14 protein-coding genes are annotated in these 18,328 nt (G+C 68.5%); 2 read left to right on the top strand and 12 right to left on the bottom strand.

What is annotated here, in order from left to right; all coding sequences use genetic code 11:
• The first annotated feature begins 119 nt into the window (after positions 1-119).
• On the top strand, positions 120-656 hold the full coding sequence (locus tag K8O92_21435; GenBank protein ID UAK30470.1) for a hypothetical protein: 537 nt from the start codon (positions 120-122) through the stop codon (positions 654-656).
• Between the two features lie 53 nt (positions 657-709).
• Here K8O92_21435 and K8O92_21430 read toward each other — a convergent pair whose 3' ends face one another.
• Positions 710-1,543: a tRNA (adenine-N1)-methyltransferase gene (locus tag K8O92_21430; GenBank protein UAK30469.1), complete on the bottom strand. Its 834-nt coding sequence runs from the start codon at positions 1,541-1,543 to the stop codon at positions 710-712.
• Positions 1,544-1,618: 75 nt separating this feature from the next.
• Here K8O92_21430 and K8O92_21425 point away from each other — a divergent pair, with 75 nt between their 5' ends.
• Positions 1,619-2,530 (top strand): RecB family exonuclease, encoded by a 912-nt coding sequence (locus tag K8O92_21425; protein ID UAK30468.1) that lies wholly within the window; start codon positions 1,619-1,621, stop codon positions 2,528-2,530.
• A 53-nt stretch (positions 2,531-2,583) separates the two neighbouring features.
• Here the strand turns inward: K8O92_21425 and K8O92_21420 are convergent, their stop codons facing one another.
• From K8O92_21420 to metH, 11 genes are all read right to left on the bottom strand, one after another.
• Positions 2,584-3,561, bottom strand: coding sequence for a helix-turn-helix domain-containing protein (locus K8O92_21420; protein ID UAK30467.1), 978 nt, complete (start codon positions 3,559-3,561; stop codon positions 2,584-2,586).
• A 99-nt stretch (positions 3,562-3,660) separates the two neighbouring features.
• Positions 3,661-4,902, bottom strand: coding sequence for a cytochrome P450 (locus tag K8O92_21415; GenBank protein UAK30466.1), 1,242 nt, complete (start codon positions 4,900-4,902; stop codon positions 3,661-3,663).
• Positions 4,903-5,180: 278 nt separating this feature from the next.
• Positions 5,181-6,371, bottom strand: a complete 1,191-nt coding sequence (locus tag K8O92_21410; protein ID UAK30465.1) for a YeiH family protein — start codon at positions 6,369-6,371, stop codon at positions 5,181-5,183.
• A 246-nt stretch (positions 6,372-6,617) separates the two neighbouring features.
• Positions 6,618-7,469, bottom strand: a complete 852-nt coding sequence (hisG, locus tag K8O92_21405; protein UAK30464.1) for an ATP phosphoribosyltransferase — start codon at positions 7,467-7,469, stop codon at positions 6,618-6,620.
• A gap of 45 nt (positions 7,470-7,514) precedes the next feature.
• Positions 7,515-7,778, bottom strand: a complete 264-nt coding sequence (locus K8O92_21400) for a phosphoribosyl-ATP diphosphatase (protein ID UAK30463.1) — start codon at positions 7,776-7,778, stop codon at positions 7,515-7,517.
• Positions 7,779-7,898: 120 nt separating this feature from the next.
• A complete protein-coding gene (locus K8O92_21395; protein ID UAK30462.1) occupies positions 7,899-9,713 on the bottom strand; it encodes a choline/carnitine O-acyltransferase in 1,815 nt (604 codons plus the stop codon).
• Entirely contained in the window at positions 9,710-10,546 is an 837-nt protein-coding gene (locus K8O92_21390) for a class I SAM-dependent methyltransferase (protein ID UAK30461.1), read from the bottom strand. The genes K8O92_21395 and K8O92_21390 overlap by 4 nt, the downstream gene beginning before the upstream one ends.
• A gap of 44 nt (positions 10,547-10,590) precedes the next feature.
• Positions 10,591-11,454, bottom strand: coding sequence for an arpA protein (locus tag K8O92_21385; GenBank protein ID UAK30460.1), 864 nt, complete (start codon positions 11,452-11,454; stop codon positions 10,591-10,593).
• 159 nt (positions 11,455-11,613) lie between these two features.
• Positions 11,614-12,252 carry an HAD family phosphatase gene (locus K8O92_21380; protein UAK35860.1) on the bottom strand — a complete coding sequence of 213 codons (639 nt, stop codon included), beginning with the start codon at positions 12,250-12,252 and terminating at the stop codon, positions 11,614-11,616.
• 318 nt (positions 12,253-12,570) lie between these two features.
• Positions 12,571-14,382: a protein kinase gene (locus tag K8O92_21375; GenBank protein UAK30459.1), complete on the bottom strand. Its 1,812-nt coding sequence runs from the start codon at positions 14,380-14,382 to the stop codon at positions 12,571-12,573.
• A 342-nt stretch (positions 14,383-14,724) separates the two neighbouring features.
• Positions 14,725-18,321, bottom strand: coding sequence for a methionine synthase (gene metH / locus K8O92_21370; GenBank protein UAK30458.1), 3,597 nt, complete (start codon positions 18,319-18,321; stop codon positions 14,725-14,727).
• Between the last annotated feature and the right edge of the window lie 7 nt (positions 18,322-18,328).

The following is an 18,328-nucleotide window of genomic DNA, read 5'->3' as shown; positions in this document are numbered from 1 at the left end:
CGACATGGTTTCTTGGTGATCACATCTGGGCCGCGATCGGCGGCCGGGCACCATGTTAGCCTGCCCTAACCAGACCCTGGCGAGCCTGCTGGCCGCCCGAGCCGAAAGGTTGCCCGACCATGCTCCTTCCCACGCGAACCCTGCGCGTTTCCCTTGCCACCGCCGCGGCGGCGCTGGCCATCTCCGGCGCGTTGGCGGCGTGCGGCTCCGACGACGACTCGACCACCGATGCCGCGACCTCGGCGACCTCGTCGACCTCGGCCACCACCAGCGCCGCCGCGTCGGATACCCACGGTCACGGCGACCATGCGACCGGCGCACCGACCGCCGAGACCTTGCAGGCGGTGCTGGTCAAGCTCGCCGATCCGAACGTACCCACCGCGGAGAAGTCCAAGCTGATCGTCAACGGTGAGAAGCGCACCGCCAACATCGACCAGATGAACGCGGGCCTGCAGGGCTACACGCTCACCTTCACCGTCGCCGACATCACCACCCAGGGCGACACCGCGAACGCGCAGGTGACCATCAACTCCCTGCACGGCGCGGCCCCCGCCGTGCCGCTGACCTGGGAGAAAGTCGACGGCGCCTGGAAGCTGTCGGACGCGAGCGGCTGCCTGCTGTTCGGCTTCGCGCAGGCGCCCTGCGTCCCCGCCTGAGCTTCGCGCGCCCGGCGCCGGGAGTTCCGCGTCGTCGTTCCCCCTGGCCACGCTCAGCCCTTGGAGGGCCTGCGCTGCGGCTTGGGGGTGACGGTGCCCTCGGCGAGCCTACGGGCGCTGACCAGGAAGGCGGTATGGCCCTGCATGCGATGCTCGGGCCGCACCGCGAGGCCGACCACATGCCACGGCCGCACCAGCGACTCCCAGGAGCGCGGCTCGGTCCAGCACTCCTGCTCGCGCAGCGCCTCGACCACCTTGGACAGCTGGGTGACGGTCGCCACATAGACGATCAGCACGCCGCCCGGCACGAGTGCCTCGGACACCGCGGGCAGCGCGTCCCAGGGCGCCAGCATGTCCAGCACGGCGCGATCGACGGGCTCTCCGGTGTAGTCGACCACATCGCCGATGGTCAGCGACCAATTGGGCGGTCGTTCACCGAAAAACGTCTCGACGTTGCGGACCGCGTGCTCGGCATGGTCGGCGCGGATCTCGTAGGAGACCACCTGGCCTTGCGGCCCGACCGCGCGCAGCAGCGAGCAGGTGAGCGCACCGGACCCCGCGCCCGCTTCGAGCACGCGCGCGCCGGGGAACATGTCGCCCTCGTGCACGATCTGCGCGGCGTCCTTGGGATAGATCACCGCTGCGCCGCGCGGCATGGACAGCACGTAGTCGACCAGCAGCGGACGCAGCGCGAGGTACGGCGTGCCGTTGGTGGAGTGCACCACGCTGCCCTCGTCGGCGCCGATCAGGCTGTCGTGCTTGATCCCGCCGCGGTGGGTGTGGAACTCCTTGCCCGGCTCCAAGACCACCGTGTACAGGCGCCCTTTGGCATCGGTCAGCTGCACCCGGTCACCGATGGTGAATGGCCCGGTCCGTCTGGCCGTCATGAATCTCCGTTCCGCTGGTTGGAATCCGTGCTGTCGCGCACCGGCGTGTCGGTGCCGCGGGATAGCCTGCCAGGTATGTGCTCGCCCGTGTCCACGCCCCCTGCCGACGACGCGCGGGCGTCGGAGCCCGACATGACGGCGGGCCGTACCCGGCCCGCGTTGTCGCCCTCGCGGGCAATGGATTTCAAGCAATGCCCGCTCAAATACCGGTTGCGGGCGATCGATCGGATACCGGAACAGCCGTCCGTGCACGCCGTACGCGGCACGGTGGTGCACGCGGTGCTGGAGGACCTCTACGGCCTGCCCGCCGCCGAGCGGGTGCCCGAGAGCGCCGACGCCCTGGTCCCGGCGGCGTGGGCGCGGGTGCGCGCCGAGCGGGCGGAGGTCGCGCAGTTGATCGCCGACGAGCAGCTCGACGCGTTCCTCGACGAGGTTCGCGCGCTGGTGCGGCGCTACTACCGGCTGGAGGATCCGACCCGGTTCGAGCCGGAATCGCGCGAGGCGCGGGTGGAGGTCGAACTCGCCGACGGCGCGCTGCTGCGCGGGTTCGTCGACCGGATCGATATCGCGCCGACCGGCGCGCTGCGCGTCGTGGACTACAAGACCGGCCGTGCGCCGGGGCCCACGCAAGAGACCAAGGCGCTGTTCCAGCTGAAGTTCTACGCGCTGGTGGTGCTGCGCACCCGCGGCCTCGTGCCTGCCCAGCTACGGCTGATCTACCTGGCCGACGAGCAGATCCTCACCTACGCGCCCGACGAGCAGGAGTTGCTGCGCTTCGAGCGCACGCTCTCGGCACTGTGGACGGCCATTCTCGAGGCGGGCCGTACCGGAGACTTCCAGCCGAACACCAGCTGGCTGTGCTCGTACTGCGACTACAAGCCCCTGTGCCCGGCGTTCGGCGGCACGCCGCCGCCCTACCCCGGCTGGCCGAGCGGCGGCGCGACCGAATCTCCGGACGAGACCCTGGCCGAAGCGGTGTCCGACTGAACCGCGGGCCTGCGCCCCCTGCTGCGTCGTATGCGGGATCCGCGAGCGGGCTATCACTTGGTGCCTACACCGAACAACTCGTCTCGTAGCTGGGCCGGGGTTTGCCCGAACTGCCGTTGGAATGCCTCGCGGAACCTCCGTGCCGTGGTGAAGCCGACCTCGGAGGCGATCCTGTCCATGTCGATGGGCAGTGGAGTGGACAATCGCTGACGCGCGAGGTCGAGACGGATCTTGCGCAGCATGGCGCCCGGTGTGAGGCCTTCGGTCGCCTTCAACACTGTGTGCAGCGTCTTCAGGGACATCCCGCACATTTCGGCGATGACTTCCGGCGTCACCGTGGGGTCGCTCGCCTTCTGTTCTATGAGGACACGTGCGCGTCGAGCGTCCTTCGCGCGCTCGATTTCCTTCTCGGTTCCTCTCAGCGTGATGGCCCGGTCTGGGGTGAGGCCCCCCTCGAGTAGCGTCAGCGCACTGGAAAATGTGTAGGTGAAATCCGTTGTGGTCCAGTGATCCTGGCTTTCGGCGAGCTGACGGACCACGGTATCCAGCGCGCGCACCACGGGCCGCGTCTCATCCAGCGCGAGCGGGACGTCTCCGGGGCTGGCGAGGCGGATCGATTTTTCGGGGACGGTCATGATCAACGCACGAATTGCCTCGTCGTGTGTCATGTACATAGGGCTGCCCCAGTGGAAAAGGCTGATTTTGCCCGGGCGGAATACCTCCTTGGAATCACCCTGTGCGAGTTTGAAACTCCCTTCCAGCGGGATGAGGAGTCGATAGCCGTAGTCGCCGTCGCAGCGCACATCTCGTGGCGAGCGCTGGTAGTCGAGGGCGCCGGACTCGAATTCGACGATTCGGAATTCACCGACGCTCTGGCCGAGCGCTGATGAGCTGAAGTCGTCGTCGTGGAAGGCGAGCCCGACCGACCCCTGCCAGGTATGGAGCCAGTCGCGCCAGCGCGCGGCCCGGTCGGCCTGCGACTCGTCTTCGCGCATGTCGAAAGGGACTTGCCGGTACTCCGGATCGGTCATGCGGAAACCGTTCTCGCACACCGCCGCAAGCTACAATACCGACCAGGAACTCACAAGAAGATCCCCGAGATGGGAGAAGGCCCTCTCCGCGCCACTGGTCTACGGATTGCCGGTCGGACGGATCGGCGGGCTCTCAGGGAATGTGACCGGGAGCGAGGACAACGACCGGTGGAACGGCCCCGGTCGCCACCGCAACTCGGCTTCAGGCACTGCCAACTTCATCTCGGGTAGTGCCTTCACCAGCTGGTCGATCGCGTCCTGCACGATCAGCACCGCAGCCGAGCGCGCGGGACACGCGTGTGGGCCCGTACCGAACGCCAGATCCGACCGATGGTCGGTGACATCGCCCGTCCTGATGGCGGGATCGCTGTTGCAGGCGGCCATACTGATCAGTACGGGCTGATGTGCCGGTAACCAGGAATTGTTGATGAGAACCGGCTGCCGCGGATATCTGATGCGGTAGTTCGACATCGGCGGATCGTCGAACAACACCTCGTTCAACGCATCCCGCGTCGACCTACTCCCGTCGAGCGCCTGCCCCGCTGACCGCTCGTCGGTCAATAGCAGCAGCACGGTGTTCACCATCAGGTTCAGCGGCGGTTCGATGCCGGCGGCGTACAGCCGCATCAACTGGTGCAGCATCTCGTCGTCGTCCAGCCCTACCGGATGCTCGATCAGCCAGCTGGTGACATCCGCGCCCGGATAGATGCGTTTGAACCGAGTCAGTTCCACCAACGCCTCGGACAGCATCTGATTGCCGCGCTCGGCATCGACGGTGTCGCATATCGCCGCCATCCCGATCGCCGCGCGTTGGCTTATGACGGAAGGGCTGCCGAGTAGCGCATTGAGCGTCCCGAAGATGACGGGCAGCGCGTACTGGCTCACCACGTCACAGTGCCCGACCTCGCAGAACGAGTTGATCTGCGGGATGGCGATCTGCTCGATGGTCGTGTGCAACCGGTGCAGATCGACCCTGCCGAGCGCATCCGCTGCTGCCGACCGGTACCGCATCTGGTCCTCAGCGCCGCGAATGGGGTTGGTCCGCCACTCCATCATCGGCCGGATCGGACAGCCAGCGGAAATGCCGCGTTCCCAGAGGCGCGGATCGGCGGGGAAGCGCTCCGGGTCGTGGAGGATCTGCAGTGCGACCTGATATCCGATCACCAGGGTGGCCGGAACACCTGGCTCCAGTTCTACTGGGGCCAGCGAGCCGAAACGGCGCCGCATCTCCCGGTAGAACATGTGCGGGTCGGCCGCGAATTCTTCGGAGTGGAGACGCACTCGCGGACCATCGAAGTCGCTGGCCGACGCCATCGGAAGGGTTTCGGTGTCGGAAATCATCACTGGTTCCTATGGGCGTGAGTCCACCGATGGTGCGTGGGCCGGCCCACGCCCGGTCAGGTCGACGGTTTCTCGTCCGGAGACTGCCGGAAGCTCGCCTGGGACATTAAGTTCCGGTATGGGCTGGTCTCTACCGTTTTCTTGTAAGTTTGCGGACATTTTTTGTAAGGTCACATCGCTTTGCTGGGCGACATGTTGGCGTCATCTCCTCGATGCCGAGTGTGGCCATCCGGCTGTGGGCCGGCACCTGCAACCGGGCGGAGCGGATGCACCCGGCCTCAGACCGTGAAGTCGCGGAACAGCAGCACCGAAAGTCCCAGGCCCACGGCAAGGTTTACGACGGCGGCGGATCCGAATACCACGACCGGCCGCCAGCCCGCATCCCGCAGCCCACGCAGCGAGAATTCCAGACCGATGGAGACGAACGCGAAGATCAGGAACCATGTACGCAGATCGTTGATGATCGCGATGTGCGCCGCGCCCGATTTCTTGTCCGCCGCCTGCACGTACAGCGTGCCGATGACCGAGGCGGCGACGAACCCGAGCACGAACTTCGGGAACCGCTCCCAGAACTGGCGCGGCGACGGCCGCACCGCGCCGGGCGCCCGCTCGACGCGCAGCGTGAAATAGGCGGTCAGCGCGATCGCGACGACGCCGATCAGGGCGTTCTGCGTGGTCTTGACGATGGTGGCGATCTGCAGCGCCTTCTCCCCCGCGATCGCGCCCGAGGCCGCGACCGCCGCCGTGGTGTCGATGTTCCCGCCGATCCAGGCGCCCGCGACCGCGTCCGACAACCCCAACACCTCCGCCAGCCAGGGCAGCAGGAAGATCGACGGCAGTGCGAAGAGGATCACCAGCGAGGCCGCGTAGGCGATCTGCTCGCGCCGCGCTTGCACCGCGCCCGCCGCGGCGATGGCCGCGCTGACGCCGCAGATCGACACCGCCGAGGACAGCAGGGCGCGCAGCTTGTCGTCCAGCCCCAGGCGTCCGCCCAGCCACCATGTGAAGCCGAATACGGCCGTGATCAGCAGCAGCGCTTGCAGGATCGACGGTCCCGCCGCGGTGACCAGGATCCTCAGGTTGATGGATGCGCCCAGCAGCACCACGCCGGTCTTGATGAAGAACTCGGTGCGGAAGCCCGCCGAAAGGCGGTCGCGCAGGGCGAGTCTGCTCAGCACGACGTTGCCGATCAAACCGATCGCGATGGCGTAGACCGGATATTCGATCGACTTGGCGATTCGCTGGAACGGAGTGTCCACCGCCCACCGCGGAACGTGGGTGTCGAAGTACCGGGTGAGCGCGCCGAGCACGACCACCGCAGCGATACCGGCCACGACGGCTCCCGCGGTCGGCCGGGCGACCGCTCGCACGACCTCGGTCTCCGACGATGGCGCCCCGGAAGGCGATTGCGCGCGTGATCTCCTGTCCGCCACGACTTTCGGCTCGTTCGCCGCTCCGGCCTCGGCCATCACGGCACCAGCCGATCCGGGATGCCGCCGAGCAGGACCAGCGCGATCAATGCCAAGCCGACGATCGCGGCCAGCCAGTCATCGTTCCAGGTGAATGTGCTGCCCGACTGCTCCTCGGGTGGTGACTGTGACATGGGGGCTCCTTGCGTTTCCTCATCGAGAGGCCGCACGGTAGCAACACCCGGTCACAGCGCACACCGATTGCGCTCAGCCTGAATGGATCAGGCGGTCGGGCTCATCCGGCGTTCAGAACGCGCGGCAGGAGCGGATGTCGGTGGCCAGGATGGCTTTCGCACCCAGATCCGCCAGCTGGTCCATCAACTCGTTGCTCTGCTTGCGTGGAACGAGCGCGCGCACCGCGACCCAGCCGGTATCGGCCAGCGGGGCCACGGTCGGCGACTCCAGCCCCGGGGTGATGACGAACGCTTGGTCGAGCAGGTCCTTCGGGCAGTCGTAGTCCAGCATGACGTACTGCTGGGCGAAGACCACGCCCTGCACCCTGGCGACGAGTTGGTTGCGCACCCGGTCACCCTGGTCGGCATCCTTGCGTTCGACCAGCACGCCCTCGGAGTCGCACAGCGATTCTCCGAAGGCCACCAGATTGTGCTGACGCAGCGTCCGCCCCGAGCCGACGACGTCGGCGATGGCGTCGGCGACGCCGAGCTGGATGGAGATCTCCACCGCGCCGTCCAGTCGGATCACCTCCGCCTCGATGCCGCGGCGGCGCAGATCGTTCAGCACCAGGTTCGGGTAGGAGGTGGCGATGCGCTTGTCGTGGAGATCCTCGACCTTCCACTCCCGCCCGGCAGGTGCGGCGTAGCGGAAGGTGGAGCGGCCGAAACCCAAGGCGAGCCGTTCCTGCACCGGTGCGCCGGAGTCCAGTGCCAGATCACGTCCGGTGATACCGAGATCGAGTTCACCGGAGCCGACGTAGATCGCGATGTCCTTGGGCCGCAGGAAGAAGAACTCGACCTGGTTCGCCGGGTCCAGGACGGTCAGGTCACGCGAATCGGTGCGCTTGCGATAACCGGCTTCGGCGAGGATCGAGACGGCGGATTCGGAGAGGGCGCCTTTGTTGGGAACTGCGACGCGCAGCATGGGAGGAAGTCCTTTCGGGAGGAGAATCGGGGTATCGGACGGCCGTCACAGATGTCGGTACACGTCTTCGAGCTTCAGCCCGCGCCCCACCATCAGCACCTGTACCCAATACAGCAGCTGGGAGATCTCCTCGGCGAGCGACTCGTCGCTCTCGTGTTCGGCGGCCAGCCACACCTCGCCTGCCTCCTCGAGCACCTTCTTACCCTGGGTGTGCACGCCCGCGTCCAGCGCGGCGACGGTTCCGGACCCCTCGGGGCGGTTGACCGCCCGATCCTGCAGCTCGGCGAACAGGGATTCGAAGTTCTTCACGAGGAGCCATTGTTTCAGACCCGGATGCGGACCCGTTGCTCCGGCCCACGATGGCCCTGAACGGCGACCGCCCGGTTCTTCCGTACCCGGCCGGGTACGGAAGAACCGGGCGGGTTGCGCCTAGTTTCCGGCGAGCAGCGCCCGCAGGTCGGCGACCGCCGTGCGGAGGTGGTCGGCGAAGGCGTACATCTGGTCGGCGACCGGCTTCGGCGTGGCCAGGTAGAGATTCCAGCGGTCCGGAAGCAGGACGTAGGCGATGCCGATGCACTTGGAGCTGGTGGAGCCGAAACCGAAGTAGCGGATGTTCACCGAGGGCGCCGAGCTGGTGCTCAAGTAGTCGTCGCGCATGATCGTCCAGCCAGGGCTGTCGTAGAGCGGGATCGGGTCGGTGAGACCCAGCTCCGCCCCGCGACGGCGCTGGATCCACTGCAGCTCCCACAGGTGCTGCTCCGGCGCGTCTCCGGCCTGACATTGCTTGGCCCGTTCCACGTGCGCGGCCGCAGCCGTCCGCGCCGCGGCGAGCCGGGCCTCGACGCCCGCGTCCGGGTCCTGCATCGTGTCCACGAACGCGATCATCTCCGGGGTGACCACCCGCATGGCCTCGGTGCGGCCGTTGCGGTACTGCCTGGTCGCGATGGACTCGTAGGTGGCGCCGGTGAGCCCCTTGCTGCGCCGATGGGCCAACTGGTAGCTCAGCTGTGCGAACGCGTCCGGCGAGATGCCCAGCTGCTTGGCTTCGGTGGTGCCGAAGTCCGGGAACGACACCGTCTGGGTGGCGTTCGCGGCGGCGTAGTCGGCGAAGGCCGCGCCCGCCGCGGCGATATCGCCGCGCTGCGCCTCGTCCAGCACGAACTCGATCGGCTCGACCGCGGGCAGCCCCTGCGCCTGGGCGCCGGAGCGGGTGGCGTGCTCCCGCACCGGGGTTTCCAGCAGGTTGTCCACGAACGAGAGGATGGTGGTGCCGTCCAGGCCGCAGTGTTCGACATTGATGCCCGCCTGTCCGTCACCGAAGACGATGAAGGACACCGACTTGTCGAACCACCGGTTCGCACTGTCGCCGTGCAGCAGCTGATCGCAGGCGTGCAGTTCGTCGCGCGGAGCGAAGTCCTCCAGGCAGACGGCGAACAGCGCGGTCTCGATGGCGTCGAGCGCCGCGGCGTTGGCAGGCTCGTCCAGCAGCCGCTGCCTGCTGCGCGCCCATTCCGCGCGGGGCTTGGTGGTGAGGTGTCCGACTGCGCTGTCGGCGCGGGCCGGGCGTGCGCCCGCCTTCAAGACCGCGCGCAACCCGTCGGCGAGATCCTCCGGCGAGTACGGCGCCCCTTCCGGGCCCAGAACGTCCATCCTGAACGTGCTGCCCCGGAAGAACACCACGATGTGCCGGGCCTGCGAGGGGCCCGGCCACTCCTCGCTGTAAGGGACCCGCACCGAGTCCTGTTCCTCGCCCGGGATCCTGGTCTCGGAGAACAGATACTTGTTCTGCCACATCGACAGCTTCTGTCCCCGCTGGGTCACCGGCGGGACGGCCTCCTGGTCGAGGGCCAGTTTGTAGTCGACCGCGGCGGAGATGATGCCGGCGGCGCGGTCCACCTGGGTAGCGGCAGTGGAGGTGGCCAGCGGGGTGTCGTCCCGGAACAGGAAGAAGAAGTTCGCGTTCAGGGCGATCCGGTCCCGCCTGCCCAGGTATCGCGACGGCCAGAACAAGTCCAGCCAGCTGCCTACACCCGGCGTCGCGTCGTATTCCGCGAGCGCCGCGTGCAACCTGCGTCCCGGCCCGTCGGGTCGCAACAGGTCCTCGACCGCCCCCCGGGTGGCGGCGAGTTCGTCGGCGGTCAGCAGCGGCTCGCACCACTGCAGGAACCGGCCACAGCTGTCCTCCAGCGTCGGCAGGGGCACCCGAGGTAGGTGGTCGTCGGCGGCGAAGGTGCGTTCGGTCAATGCGAGTCCTCGGTGTCGGCGTGATGTTTCGGCAGCGGCCTGGATATGTACAGGTTGGCATACAGCCATCCCTGGTCTTCCCGGCCGGTGGTGTCGATTCCGTTGGCGGACAGGGTGTTCAGCACCTGCGCTTGCTCGGTCGCGGAGGCGAACCTGCGTTGCTCGTACAACCCCGGCGCCTGCTCGGTCCGGTAGCCGAGCGCGGCGAGTTCCGCCTCGATCGGTGCGAAGTCGAACATGCGCAGTACGAAGTGTGCCATCCACGGCCGCCTGCGCGGATGCGCGGTGGCCACGCGAGTCAGAGTTTTTTCGGTGACGTAGCCGATGCAGCCGGTCGAGACGACGAGATCGGCGCTCGCCAGCAGGGCGCGCTGCTCGTCGGTCGGTTCGCCGGACTCCAGGTCGGCGTGCACGACCTCGTGCAGGAGACCGGCTTCCCGCGCGTAGTCGAGGGCGGGGCGGGAGGCGTCCATGCCGAGGAACCGGACGTCGTCGGCTCCGGCCCGCGCCGCGACGCGTGCCCGGTCGCGCTGGATCAGACCGGCTCGATCGATGTCGGTGACGGCATAGTGCCCGGCCAGTTCGCCGATCGTCGTGTCGAAACGCAACAGCGCGGCGTTCACGCCGTAGGAACAGCCGATGTCGAGCACGGTCGGCACGGCGATCCGCGCGGAGGCACGGAACTCCCGGATCTGCTGCTGGAAGAACGGTTTCGCCAGTTCCGGTATGCGGTAGTCCAGATCGGACATGCGCGCGTAATACGCGCGCGGATCGGGGCGGTCGTAGATGTCGTCGAAAGACGCTTTCCCGGTCGTGTGTAACGGCACTGGCACTGTCGGTCCTCTCGGGTCGAGCTCGGTCAGTCGAGCCGTTCGGCTCAGTCGAGCAGTCGATCGCCCCGGACGGCGGCGGCCGCCGCGGCCAGGTGGTCGGGTAGCACGCGGCCGAACAACTGCCGAGTGCGTTCCACCGTGCCGACCATTCCGGGACGATCGGTATAGGCGAAGATGGCCGAATGGCGCTGACGCGCACCGCCGACGGGTGAGACGCGGTGCAACGAGAAGCGACCCTGGAACAGCTGCAGGTCGCCAGGACGCAGTTCGAGCCGCTGGACGAAACGATCGCCGGTGCCGGTCAGCACGGCGCGGACGTCGTCGAGGTGTTCCGCCTCGGGTGTGCGGATGTTCGGGCAGTACTCGAAGACGCCACCGTCCTCGGCGGGCTGGGTCAGCATCGAGACGGTGAATTCGTTGGTGTCGAAATGCCAGGGATGCGACATACCCGGCGCGACGACGTTGAGGCACAGTCCGGCGAGGGGATCGGCGAACTCGTGCAGTTCGGGCAGGCCGAAGCAGTCGGCGACGAACCGCTGGAACAGCTCGTCGGTGTAGAGCCGGTGGATCAGCGCGCCGGCGGGGATGCGGTCGCGGGGCACGAAGGCGTTACCCCGCTCCAAGACGATCCGGCCGGGATGATCCTCCGGCAGTTCGGCGTCCAGTGGAATGTTGTAGGCGTTGACCTGTTCGACCTCGTAGTGCGCGTGGGGAGCCATCAGCTCCCCTTGCGCCCGCAGTGTCTCGGTCAGCTCCGGCCGGATGAAACCCCGCAGGACGGTGCAGCCGGTGTCGGCCAGTTCCGCACGGGCGCGTCGCACCGCTTCCCGCAGCCCCGGTCCGTCCTGATCCCCGAGAGGATACCGTGCCGTATCTACGATCTCGTCGAGTACGCCCAACGCTGCCATGGCGTCATTTTGGTGGAGCGCCCGCCGACACGCCCGGGATTCGGCGAGATTGCCGGTGATCACGGTCACACATACTATCTGCGCGCACTCCTGTTGCGGCACAGTAACTCTCGGTGTACGGGAGTCGGGTGTGTCGCGCGACGACGTGGGCCGGACGACTCAACCGCGCACGCGCAGAGCGCGTTCGAGATCCGTGACGGCCAAGCCGATGAGCGAATCCCGGAACACTCGTCGCGGTGTGCGCGGCACCGGGATCTCGCACGGCACGACCACCAGTGCGCAGCCCGCCGCCTCAGCGGCGCGGGCACCGGTGGGCGAGTCCTCCACCGCCACACAGCATTGCGGGTCGAGCCCGAGCAGTCCGGCGGCGCGCAGGTAGACATCCGGCTCCGGCTTACCGTGCGCCACCTCGTCGCCGCAGACCGAGACATCGAAGAAGTCGCGCCCCAGCGTGTCGAGCCCGAACTCCGCGAGCGACCGCTTGGTATTGGTGACGAGCGCGCTCGGCAGCCCCGCCGCGCGCACCATCGCCAGCGCGTCCTTCGCCCCAGGGCGCCACGGGATGGGGCCGGTCATCAACTCGGTCACCCGCCGTTCCAAGTACTCCCCCGCCGCCCGCAGCGAGTCGGGGGTGGGCTCGATCCCCAGGCCGGTGAACATGATCCGCAGAGCGTCCGGACCCGATGCACCGATCAGCGCGTGCCGGATCGCGTCGGTCATCTCGTGGCCGTGCTCACGCGCCAGTTCGCGCACCGCTACGTCCCAGAGCTTCTCGGAGTCGAGCAGCGTGCCGTCCATGTCCCAGAGCACTCCGGCCAATCGCGCTGTCACGTTCGGTGCGTCTCCTCGATCTCGTTCATGTCATGCGTACTGCCCGGCGCGAACCCGATCACCCGTCCGAGACGGCCGCACGAACCGTATCGCCGGACGAAGACCGGCTGTAGCGCCGCCCAGCTGATGCGGCCGTATCGAACAGCGCGGCCCGGCGCCCATCGCGCCGGACCGGACGGAGCTGACCAGGCGGCGGGACCGGCACCGCGCGACAACATGCGGCCACCATCCCGCGCTCGGCCGGCGAGCGGCACCACCGCGGGCCGCGGCAGAGGCGAGCAGCACCTATGTTCCCGAGGCGGCGATCTGCAGCTTGGCGTTGTCCCCGACGACCTCGATCCATCGGTTCTCAGAGGTCGTCGTGCCGTTCTTCAGGGTATAGGTGAGCGCGACCACCGCCCGATTCGCACCGTTCTGCGTGACCGGGCCCACGCTTACCGAGCGGATCGTGCCCCAGAAGTTCACGTAGGAGTCGTAACCGGTCCTGGCCTGGTACACGGGGGCCAGCTGCGTCCAAGCGCCGGACACGTTGGCGGGCAGCATGCCGTAGTAACCCTGGATGAACGAGGCGATCCGGTCGGGCGTCGGCGGACCGGACGGAGTGGTCGTCGCGGTGGTAGCCGGGCCGGTGGTGGTCGGGGCATGGCTCGATGTGGTGGGCTGGGGCGTGGGGCTGGGAGGCGCGGTGGTGGCGCTCGGGGCGGGGTTCGTCGTCGGCGCCGGAGCGGTGGTTCCCGGGGCGGGCGGAGGCGGCGGGGCAACCGCTGAAGTGGTCGCGGGCCCCGGCACGGGCACGGAAGTGGGCACTGGTGCCGCAGAGGCGGGGGTTTGCGCCGGGGCTTGGGCAGGAGCCTGTCGCGGCTCGGTTCCGGCCGCGTCCGCCGGTGACGGCGCGTTCTCGGGACCTACGGCGGCCGGAGGGACGACCGACGACGTCGGCGCGGCGCCACCCTCGCCGTCTCCTCTGGCCAGCATCGCGATGATGCCGACCAGAATCAACACCCCGACCACGGCGGCGACTTCCACGGCGATCAGTCGGCCGCGCCGTCGACCACTCAGAACGCCCGGCAACGTCACCGCGGCCCCGCGCCTCGGCACCGGCGGTGACGTCACCGCTTGCGGCGCGGGCGGCCCCGGCACAGCGGCGGGCACGACGGCGGTGACGCCGGTGTCGCCCGGCTGCTCCGGCGATGCGGCAGCGGCGTGGCTCGGCAGCACTGTCGTCTCGGCGGCGGCCGTGGGAATCACCTTCGTCACCGGCGCGGGCAATTGTGGATCCCGGCCCGTCGCAACGACTTCGAGGACCGCCTGAGCCTCCAGCATGCTCGGGCGGTCGGCGACCGCCGGAGCGAGCAGGTACATCAGCGCCGGCCCCAGCGGGCCGGCGGACTCGGGTGGCGGGATCTCGGCCCGCGCGACCGCGTGCAGCAGGGCGAGCGGGTTGTCGCCCTCGCCGAACGGCGGAGTACCCTGCACCGCCGCGTACAGCGTCGAACCGAGGGCGAAGACGTCGGAAGCGGGTTCCGGATCCTCGCCGCGCGCGACCTCGGGCGACAGATAGGCCGGCGTACCGGCGAGAAAGCCTGTGGCCGTGACTGTCACGTCGCCGACCGCGCGGGAGATGCCGAAGTCGGTGATCTTGACCGTGCCGTCGTCGGCGACGAGCAGGTTCGCCGGCTTCACATCCCGGTGCATGATCCCCGCGGCGTGCGCGGCGGTCAGGGCGCTCGCAGCCTGCGCGCCGATCCGGGCGACCTCGAGCGGCGGCAGCGTGCGACCGCCCGACAGTTTGGTCGCCAGGCTCGGGGCGTCCATGTACTCCATGACCAACCAGGGCTGGCCGTCCTCCTCGGCCACGTCGAACACGGTGATGGCGTTCGGGTGGTGCAGCCGCGCCGCGATCCGGCCCTCACGCATGGCGCGCCGCTTGGCCTCCAGCTTCGCCGACCCGGACAGTCCGGGACCGAGCAGCACCTGCTTGACCGCGACGGTGCGCTGCAGCCGGACATCGGTGGCCCGCCAGACCACACCCATGGCGCCGGTGCCGATCGGATCCGTGAGCCGGTACCGTCCCGCGATCAATCGATCCGCCGTCATGGTGGTGTGCCTCTCCTACTTGCGCGCCTAGCCGTTCCCGCATTCCGCGCGCAAGCCCGGAAGGTCTCCGAAGGCGTACGCGCCGAGCTGCTTTGCACCACTGAGCAGGGACGCGAACGCATCCGCCGACTGCCCCGGATGCAGTTACAACGCCTTCGACAATGGCACATCCACCCGACACACATCCACCTCCCGGTCCCGGTACGGACGATCGCCCAGGTCAACACCGCGCGCCCGCGCACTGTGACGCGCCGATGAGCGCCGCGTTCCGTGTGCGATACGGCATCCGGGCAGGTAGCAAAGGCCCTTGGCGCGATGCCGCACCGCCTTCCCCGCGGACGCTTACGCGTTGAAGTACTTCGCCTCCGGATGCAGCAGGACGAAGGCGTCGGTGGACTGCTCCGGATGCAGCTGCAGCTCTTCGGAGAGAACGACGCCGAGGCGATCGGCCTCGAGCAGGTCGACCAGTTTGGCGCGGTCCTCCAGCTCGGGACAGGCGCCGTAGCCGAAGGAGTAGCGGGCGCCGCGATAGCCGAGTTTGAAGTACTCCTGCACGTCGTCGGGGTCGGAGTCGGCGACGGCGTGGCCGTCGAGGACGAGTTCCTCGCGAATGCGGCGGTGCCAGTACTCGGCGAGCGCCTCGGTGAGCTGGACGCCGATGCCGTGCACCTCGAGGTAGTCGCGGTAGCTGTCGCCCGCGAACAGCTCGTTGGCGAAGTCCGCGATCGGCTGCCCCATGGTGACCAGCTGGAACGGCAAGACGTCGACCTGACCGGTCGTCCTGGCGTACTCCCGCGAACGGATGAAGTCGGCGATGCACAGGAATCGGTCGCGCTGCTGGCGCGGGAAGGTGAACCGATACCGTTGCGGCGCATCGGGATCGGGTTCGGTGAGCACGACGACATCGTCGCCTTCGGAAACCGCCGGGAAGTAGCCGTAGACCACCGCGGCGTGCTGCAAGACGCCTTCCGTGCTCAGCCGGTCCAGCCAGGCGCGCAGCCGCGGCCTGCCCTCCGTCTCCACCAGTTCCTCGTAGCTGGGGCCGTCGCCGGCCCGCTGCCCGCGCAGCCCCCACTGCCCCAGGAACAACGCCCGTTCGTCGAGCAAGCCCGAGTACTCGTGCAGGGCGAGGCCTTTCACCACCCGCGTGCCCCAGAACGGCGGCACCGGCACCGGCAGGTCCGCCGCGACGTCGGAGCGCTCGGGCACCACGACGGGCACCTCGGCCGCCCGGCGCTCGGCGGCGATCCGCTTCGAGCGCTCGTGACGCGCCTTGCGCTCGGCGGCCTTCTCGCGCTCGGCGATGGCCTCCGGACTGTCCGGATCGAGCCCGCCGCCGCGCTTGCGGGTCATGATGTCGCCCATCAGCCGCAAACCCTCGAACGCGTCGCGCGCGTAGTGCACGTCGCCCTCGTAGACCTCGGTCAGGTCGTTCTCCACGTACGAGCGGGTGAGCGCCGCACCACCCAGCAACACCGGGAATTGCTCGGCCACGCCCTTGGCGTTGAGCTCCTCGAGGTTCTCCCTCATCACCACGGTCGACTTCACCAGCAGGCCGGACATGCCGATGACGTCGGCCTTCTTGTCCACCGCCGCGTCGAGGATGGTGGAAATCGGCTGCTTGATGCCGAGGTTGACCACCTCGTAGCCGTTGTTGGACAGGATGATGTCGACCAGGTTCTTGCCGATGTCGTGCACGTCGCCCTTGACGGTGGCCAGCACGATGCGGCCTTTGCCGCTGTCGTCGGTGGCTTCCATGTGCGGTTCCAGGTAGGCGACAGCGGTCTTCATCACCTCGGCGGACTGCAGCACGAACGGCAGCTGCATCTGGCCGGAGCCGAACAGCTCGCCGACCGTCTTCATCCCCGCCAGCAGGGTCTCGTTGATGATCTGCAGCGGCGGCACCTCGGCCATGGCCGCGTCCAGATCGGCCTCGATCCCCGCCCGCTCGCCATCCACGATCCGCCGCTCCAGCCGCTCGAACAGCGGCAGCGCGGCCAACTCCTCGGCCCGCGACGCCCTCGACGATGAGGTGGACACGCCCTCGAACAGCGCCATCAGCTTCTGCAGCGGGTCGTAGTCCTCGGAGCGGCGGTCGTACACCAGATCCAGCGCGGCCTCGCGCTGCTCGTCCGGAATCCGGCTGATCGGGACGATCTTCGAGGCGTGCACGATCGCGGAATCCAGACCGGCCTCCACGCATTCGTGCATGAAGACCGAGTTGAGCACCTGCCGGGCCGCCGGGTTCAGACCGAAGGAGATATTGGACAGACCCAGCGTCGTCTGCACCCGAGGGTGGCGGCGCTTGAGCTCGCGGATGGCCTCGATGGTCTCCAGGCCGTCACGACGGGACTCCTCCTGGCCGGTGCCGAGGGTGAAGGTGAGCGTGTCGATGATGATGTCGCTCTCCGACAATCCCCAGTTGCCGGTGATGTCGGCGATCAGCCGTTCGGCGATCTCCACCTTCTTCGCCGCGGTGCGGGCCTGGCCCTCCTCGTCGATGGTCAGCGCGACCACCGCCGCCCCGTGCTCGGCGACCAGCCGCATGGTCTGCTGGAAACGCGAACCGGGACCGTCGCCGTCCTCGTAGTTCACCGAATTGACCGCGCAGCGTCCGCCGAGGTGTTCCAGCCCGGCCTGCAGCACCGGGGTCTCGGTGGAGTCGAGCATGATCGGCAGCGTCGAGGCGGTGGCCAGCCGCGCGGCCAGCTCCGCCATGTCGCGGGTGCCGTCGCGGCCGACGTAGTCGACGCACAGGTCGAGCATGTGCGCGCCGTCGCGGGTCTGGTCCTTGGCGATGTCCAGGCACTTCTGCCAGTCCTCGGCCAGCATGGCCTCGCGGAAGGCTTTGGAGCCGTTGGCGTTCGTGCGCTCGCCGATCATCAGGACCGAGGCGTCCTGTTCGAACGGCACCGCGGTGTACATGCTGGACACGCTCGGCTCGTGCACCGGCGCGCGCCGCTCGGCGATCGGCGGCAGGGCGGCCTCTACCTCACGCACCGCGGCGGTGACCTGGCGAATGTGTTCGGGCGTGGTCCCGCAGCAGCCGCCGACCAGGGCCAGCCCGAATTCGGAGACGAATCCGCGCAGCGCGACCGCCAGTTCCTCGGGCGTGAGCGGGTACACCGCCCCGCCCGCGCCGAGTACCGGCAACCCGGCGTTCGGCATCACCGAGACCGGCACCTGCGCGTGCTTGGACAGATGGCGCAGATGCTCGCTCATCTCGTCCGGGCCGGTCGCGCAGTTCAGGCCGATCATGTCGATGCCGAGCGGCTCCAGCGCGGTGAGCGCCGCGCCGATCTCGCTGCCGACCAGCATTGTGCCGGTGGTCTCGACGGTGACGTGCGTGATGACCGGGATCCGGCGGCCGAGCTTCGCCATCGCGCGCCTGCTGCCGGTTACCGCCGCCTTCACCTGCAGCAGGTCCTGGCAGGTCTCGATGAGGATCGCGTCGGCTCCGCCGTCGAGCATGCCGAGGGCGGCCTCGGTGTAGGCGTCGCGCAGCGCGGCGAAGGAAGCGTGACCCAGCGTGGGCAGCTTCGTGCCCGGTCCCATCGAAGCGAGCACGTACCGTGGCGTACCGTCGGAGGACGGACCCATCTCGTCGGCGACCTCGCGGGCCAGCCGGGTGCCCCGCTCGGAGAGGTCGCGGATCCGGTCGGCGATGTCGTAGTCGGCGAGGTTGGGGAGGTTGCAGCCGAAGGTGTTGGTCTCGACCGCGTCGGCGCCCGCCTCGAAATAAGCCCGGTGGATGCCGCGCAGGACGTCGGGGCGGGTGTCGTTGAGGATCTCGTTGCAGCCCTCCAGCCCGCGGAAATCGTCCAGGGTCAGATCGGCGGCTTGCAGCATGGTGGCCATCGCACCGTCGCCGATGACGACACGGCGGCGCAGCGTGTCGAGTAGCGTGGTATCGAACTCGGCGGGGATGGACGCAGACATGCGTTCC

The sequence above is a fragment of the Nocardia asteroides genome (assembly GCA_019930625.1).
In the GTDB taxonomy this organism is placed as follows: domain Bacteria; phylum Actinomycetota; class Actinomycetes; order Mycobacteriales; family Mycobacteriaceae; genus Nocardia; species Nocardia sputi.
Note: the sequence above shows the minus strand (reverse complement) of the source record. Positions and strands in the feature narration are given on the sequence as shown.

Excerpts from the sequence above, each read along its gene's own strand:
- K8O92_21435 (UAK30470.1), top strand. The coding sequence starts at position 120 with ATGCTCCTTCCCACGCGAACCCTGCGCGTTTCCCTTGCCACCGCCGCG.
- K8O92_21385 (UAK30460.1), bottom strand. The coding sequence starts at position 11,454 with ATGGCAGCGTTGGGCGTACTCGACGAGATCGTAGATACGGCACGGTAT.
- K8O92_21375 (UAK30459.1), bottom strand. The coding sequence starts at position 14,382 with ATGACGGCGGATCGATTGATCGCGGGACGGTACCGGCTCACGGATCCG.
- K8O92_21410 (UAK30465.1), bottom strand. The coding sequence starts at position 6,371 with ATGGCCGAGGCCGGAGCGGCGAACGAGCCGAAAGTCGTGGCGGACAGG.
- metH (UAK30458.1), bottom strand. The coding sequence starts at position 18,321 with ATGTCTGCGTCCATCCCCGCCGAGTTCGATACCACGCTACTCGACACG.
- K8O92_21420 (UAK30467.1), bottom strand. The coding sequence starts at position 3,561 with ATGACCGATCCGGAGTACCGGCAAGTCCCTTTCGACATGCGCGAAGAC.
- K8O92_21430 (UAK30469.1), bottom strand. The coding sequence starts at position 1,543 with ATGACGGCCAGACGGACCGGGCCATTCACCATCGGTGACCGGGTGCAG.
- K8O92_21425 (UAK30468.1), top strand. The coding sequence starts at position 1,619 with ATGTGCTCGCCCGTGTCCACGCCCCCTGCCGACGACGCGCGGGCGTCG.
- K8O92_21415 (UAK30466.1), bottom strand. The coding sequence starts at position 4,902 with ATGATTTCCGACACCGAAACCCTTCCGATGGCGTCGGCCAGCGACTTC.
- hisG (UAK30464.1), bottom strand. The coding sequence starts at position 7,469 with ATGCTGCGCGTCGCAGTTCCCAACAAAGGCGCCCTCTCCGAATCCGCC.
- K8O92_21380 (UAK35860.1), bottom strand. The coding sequence starts at position 12,252 with ATGGACGGCACGCTGCTCGACTCCGAGAAGCTCTGGGACGTAGCGGTG.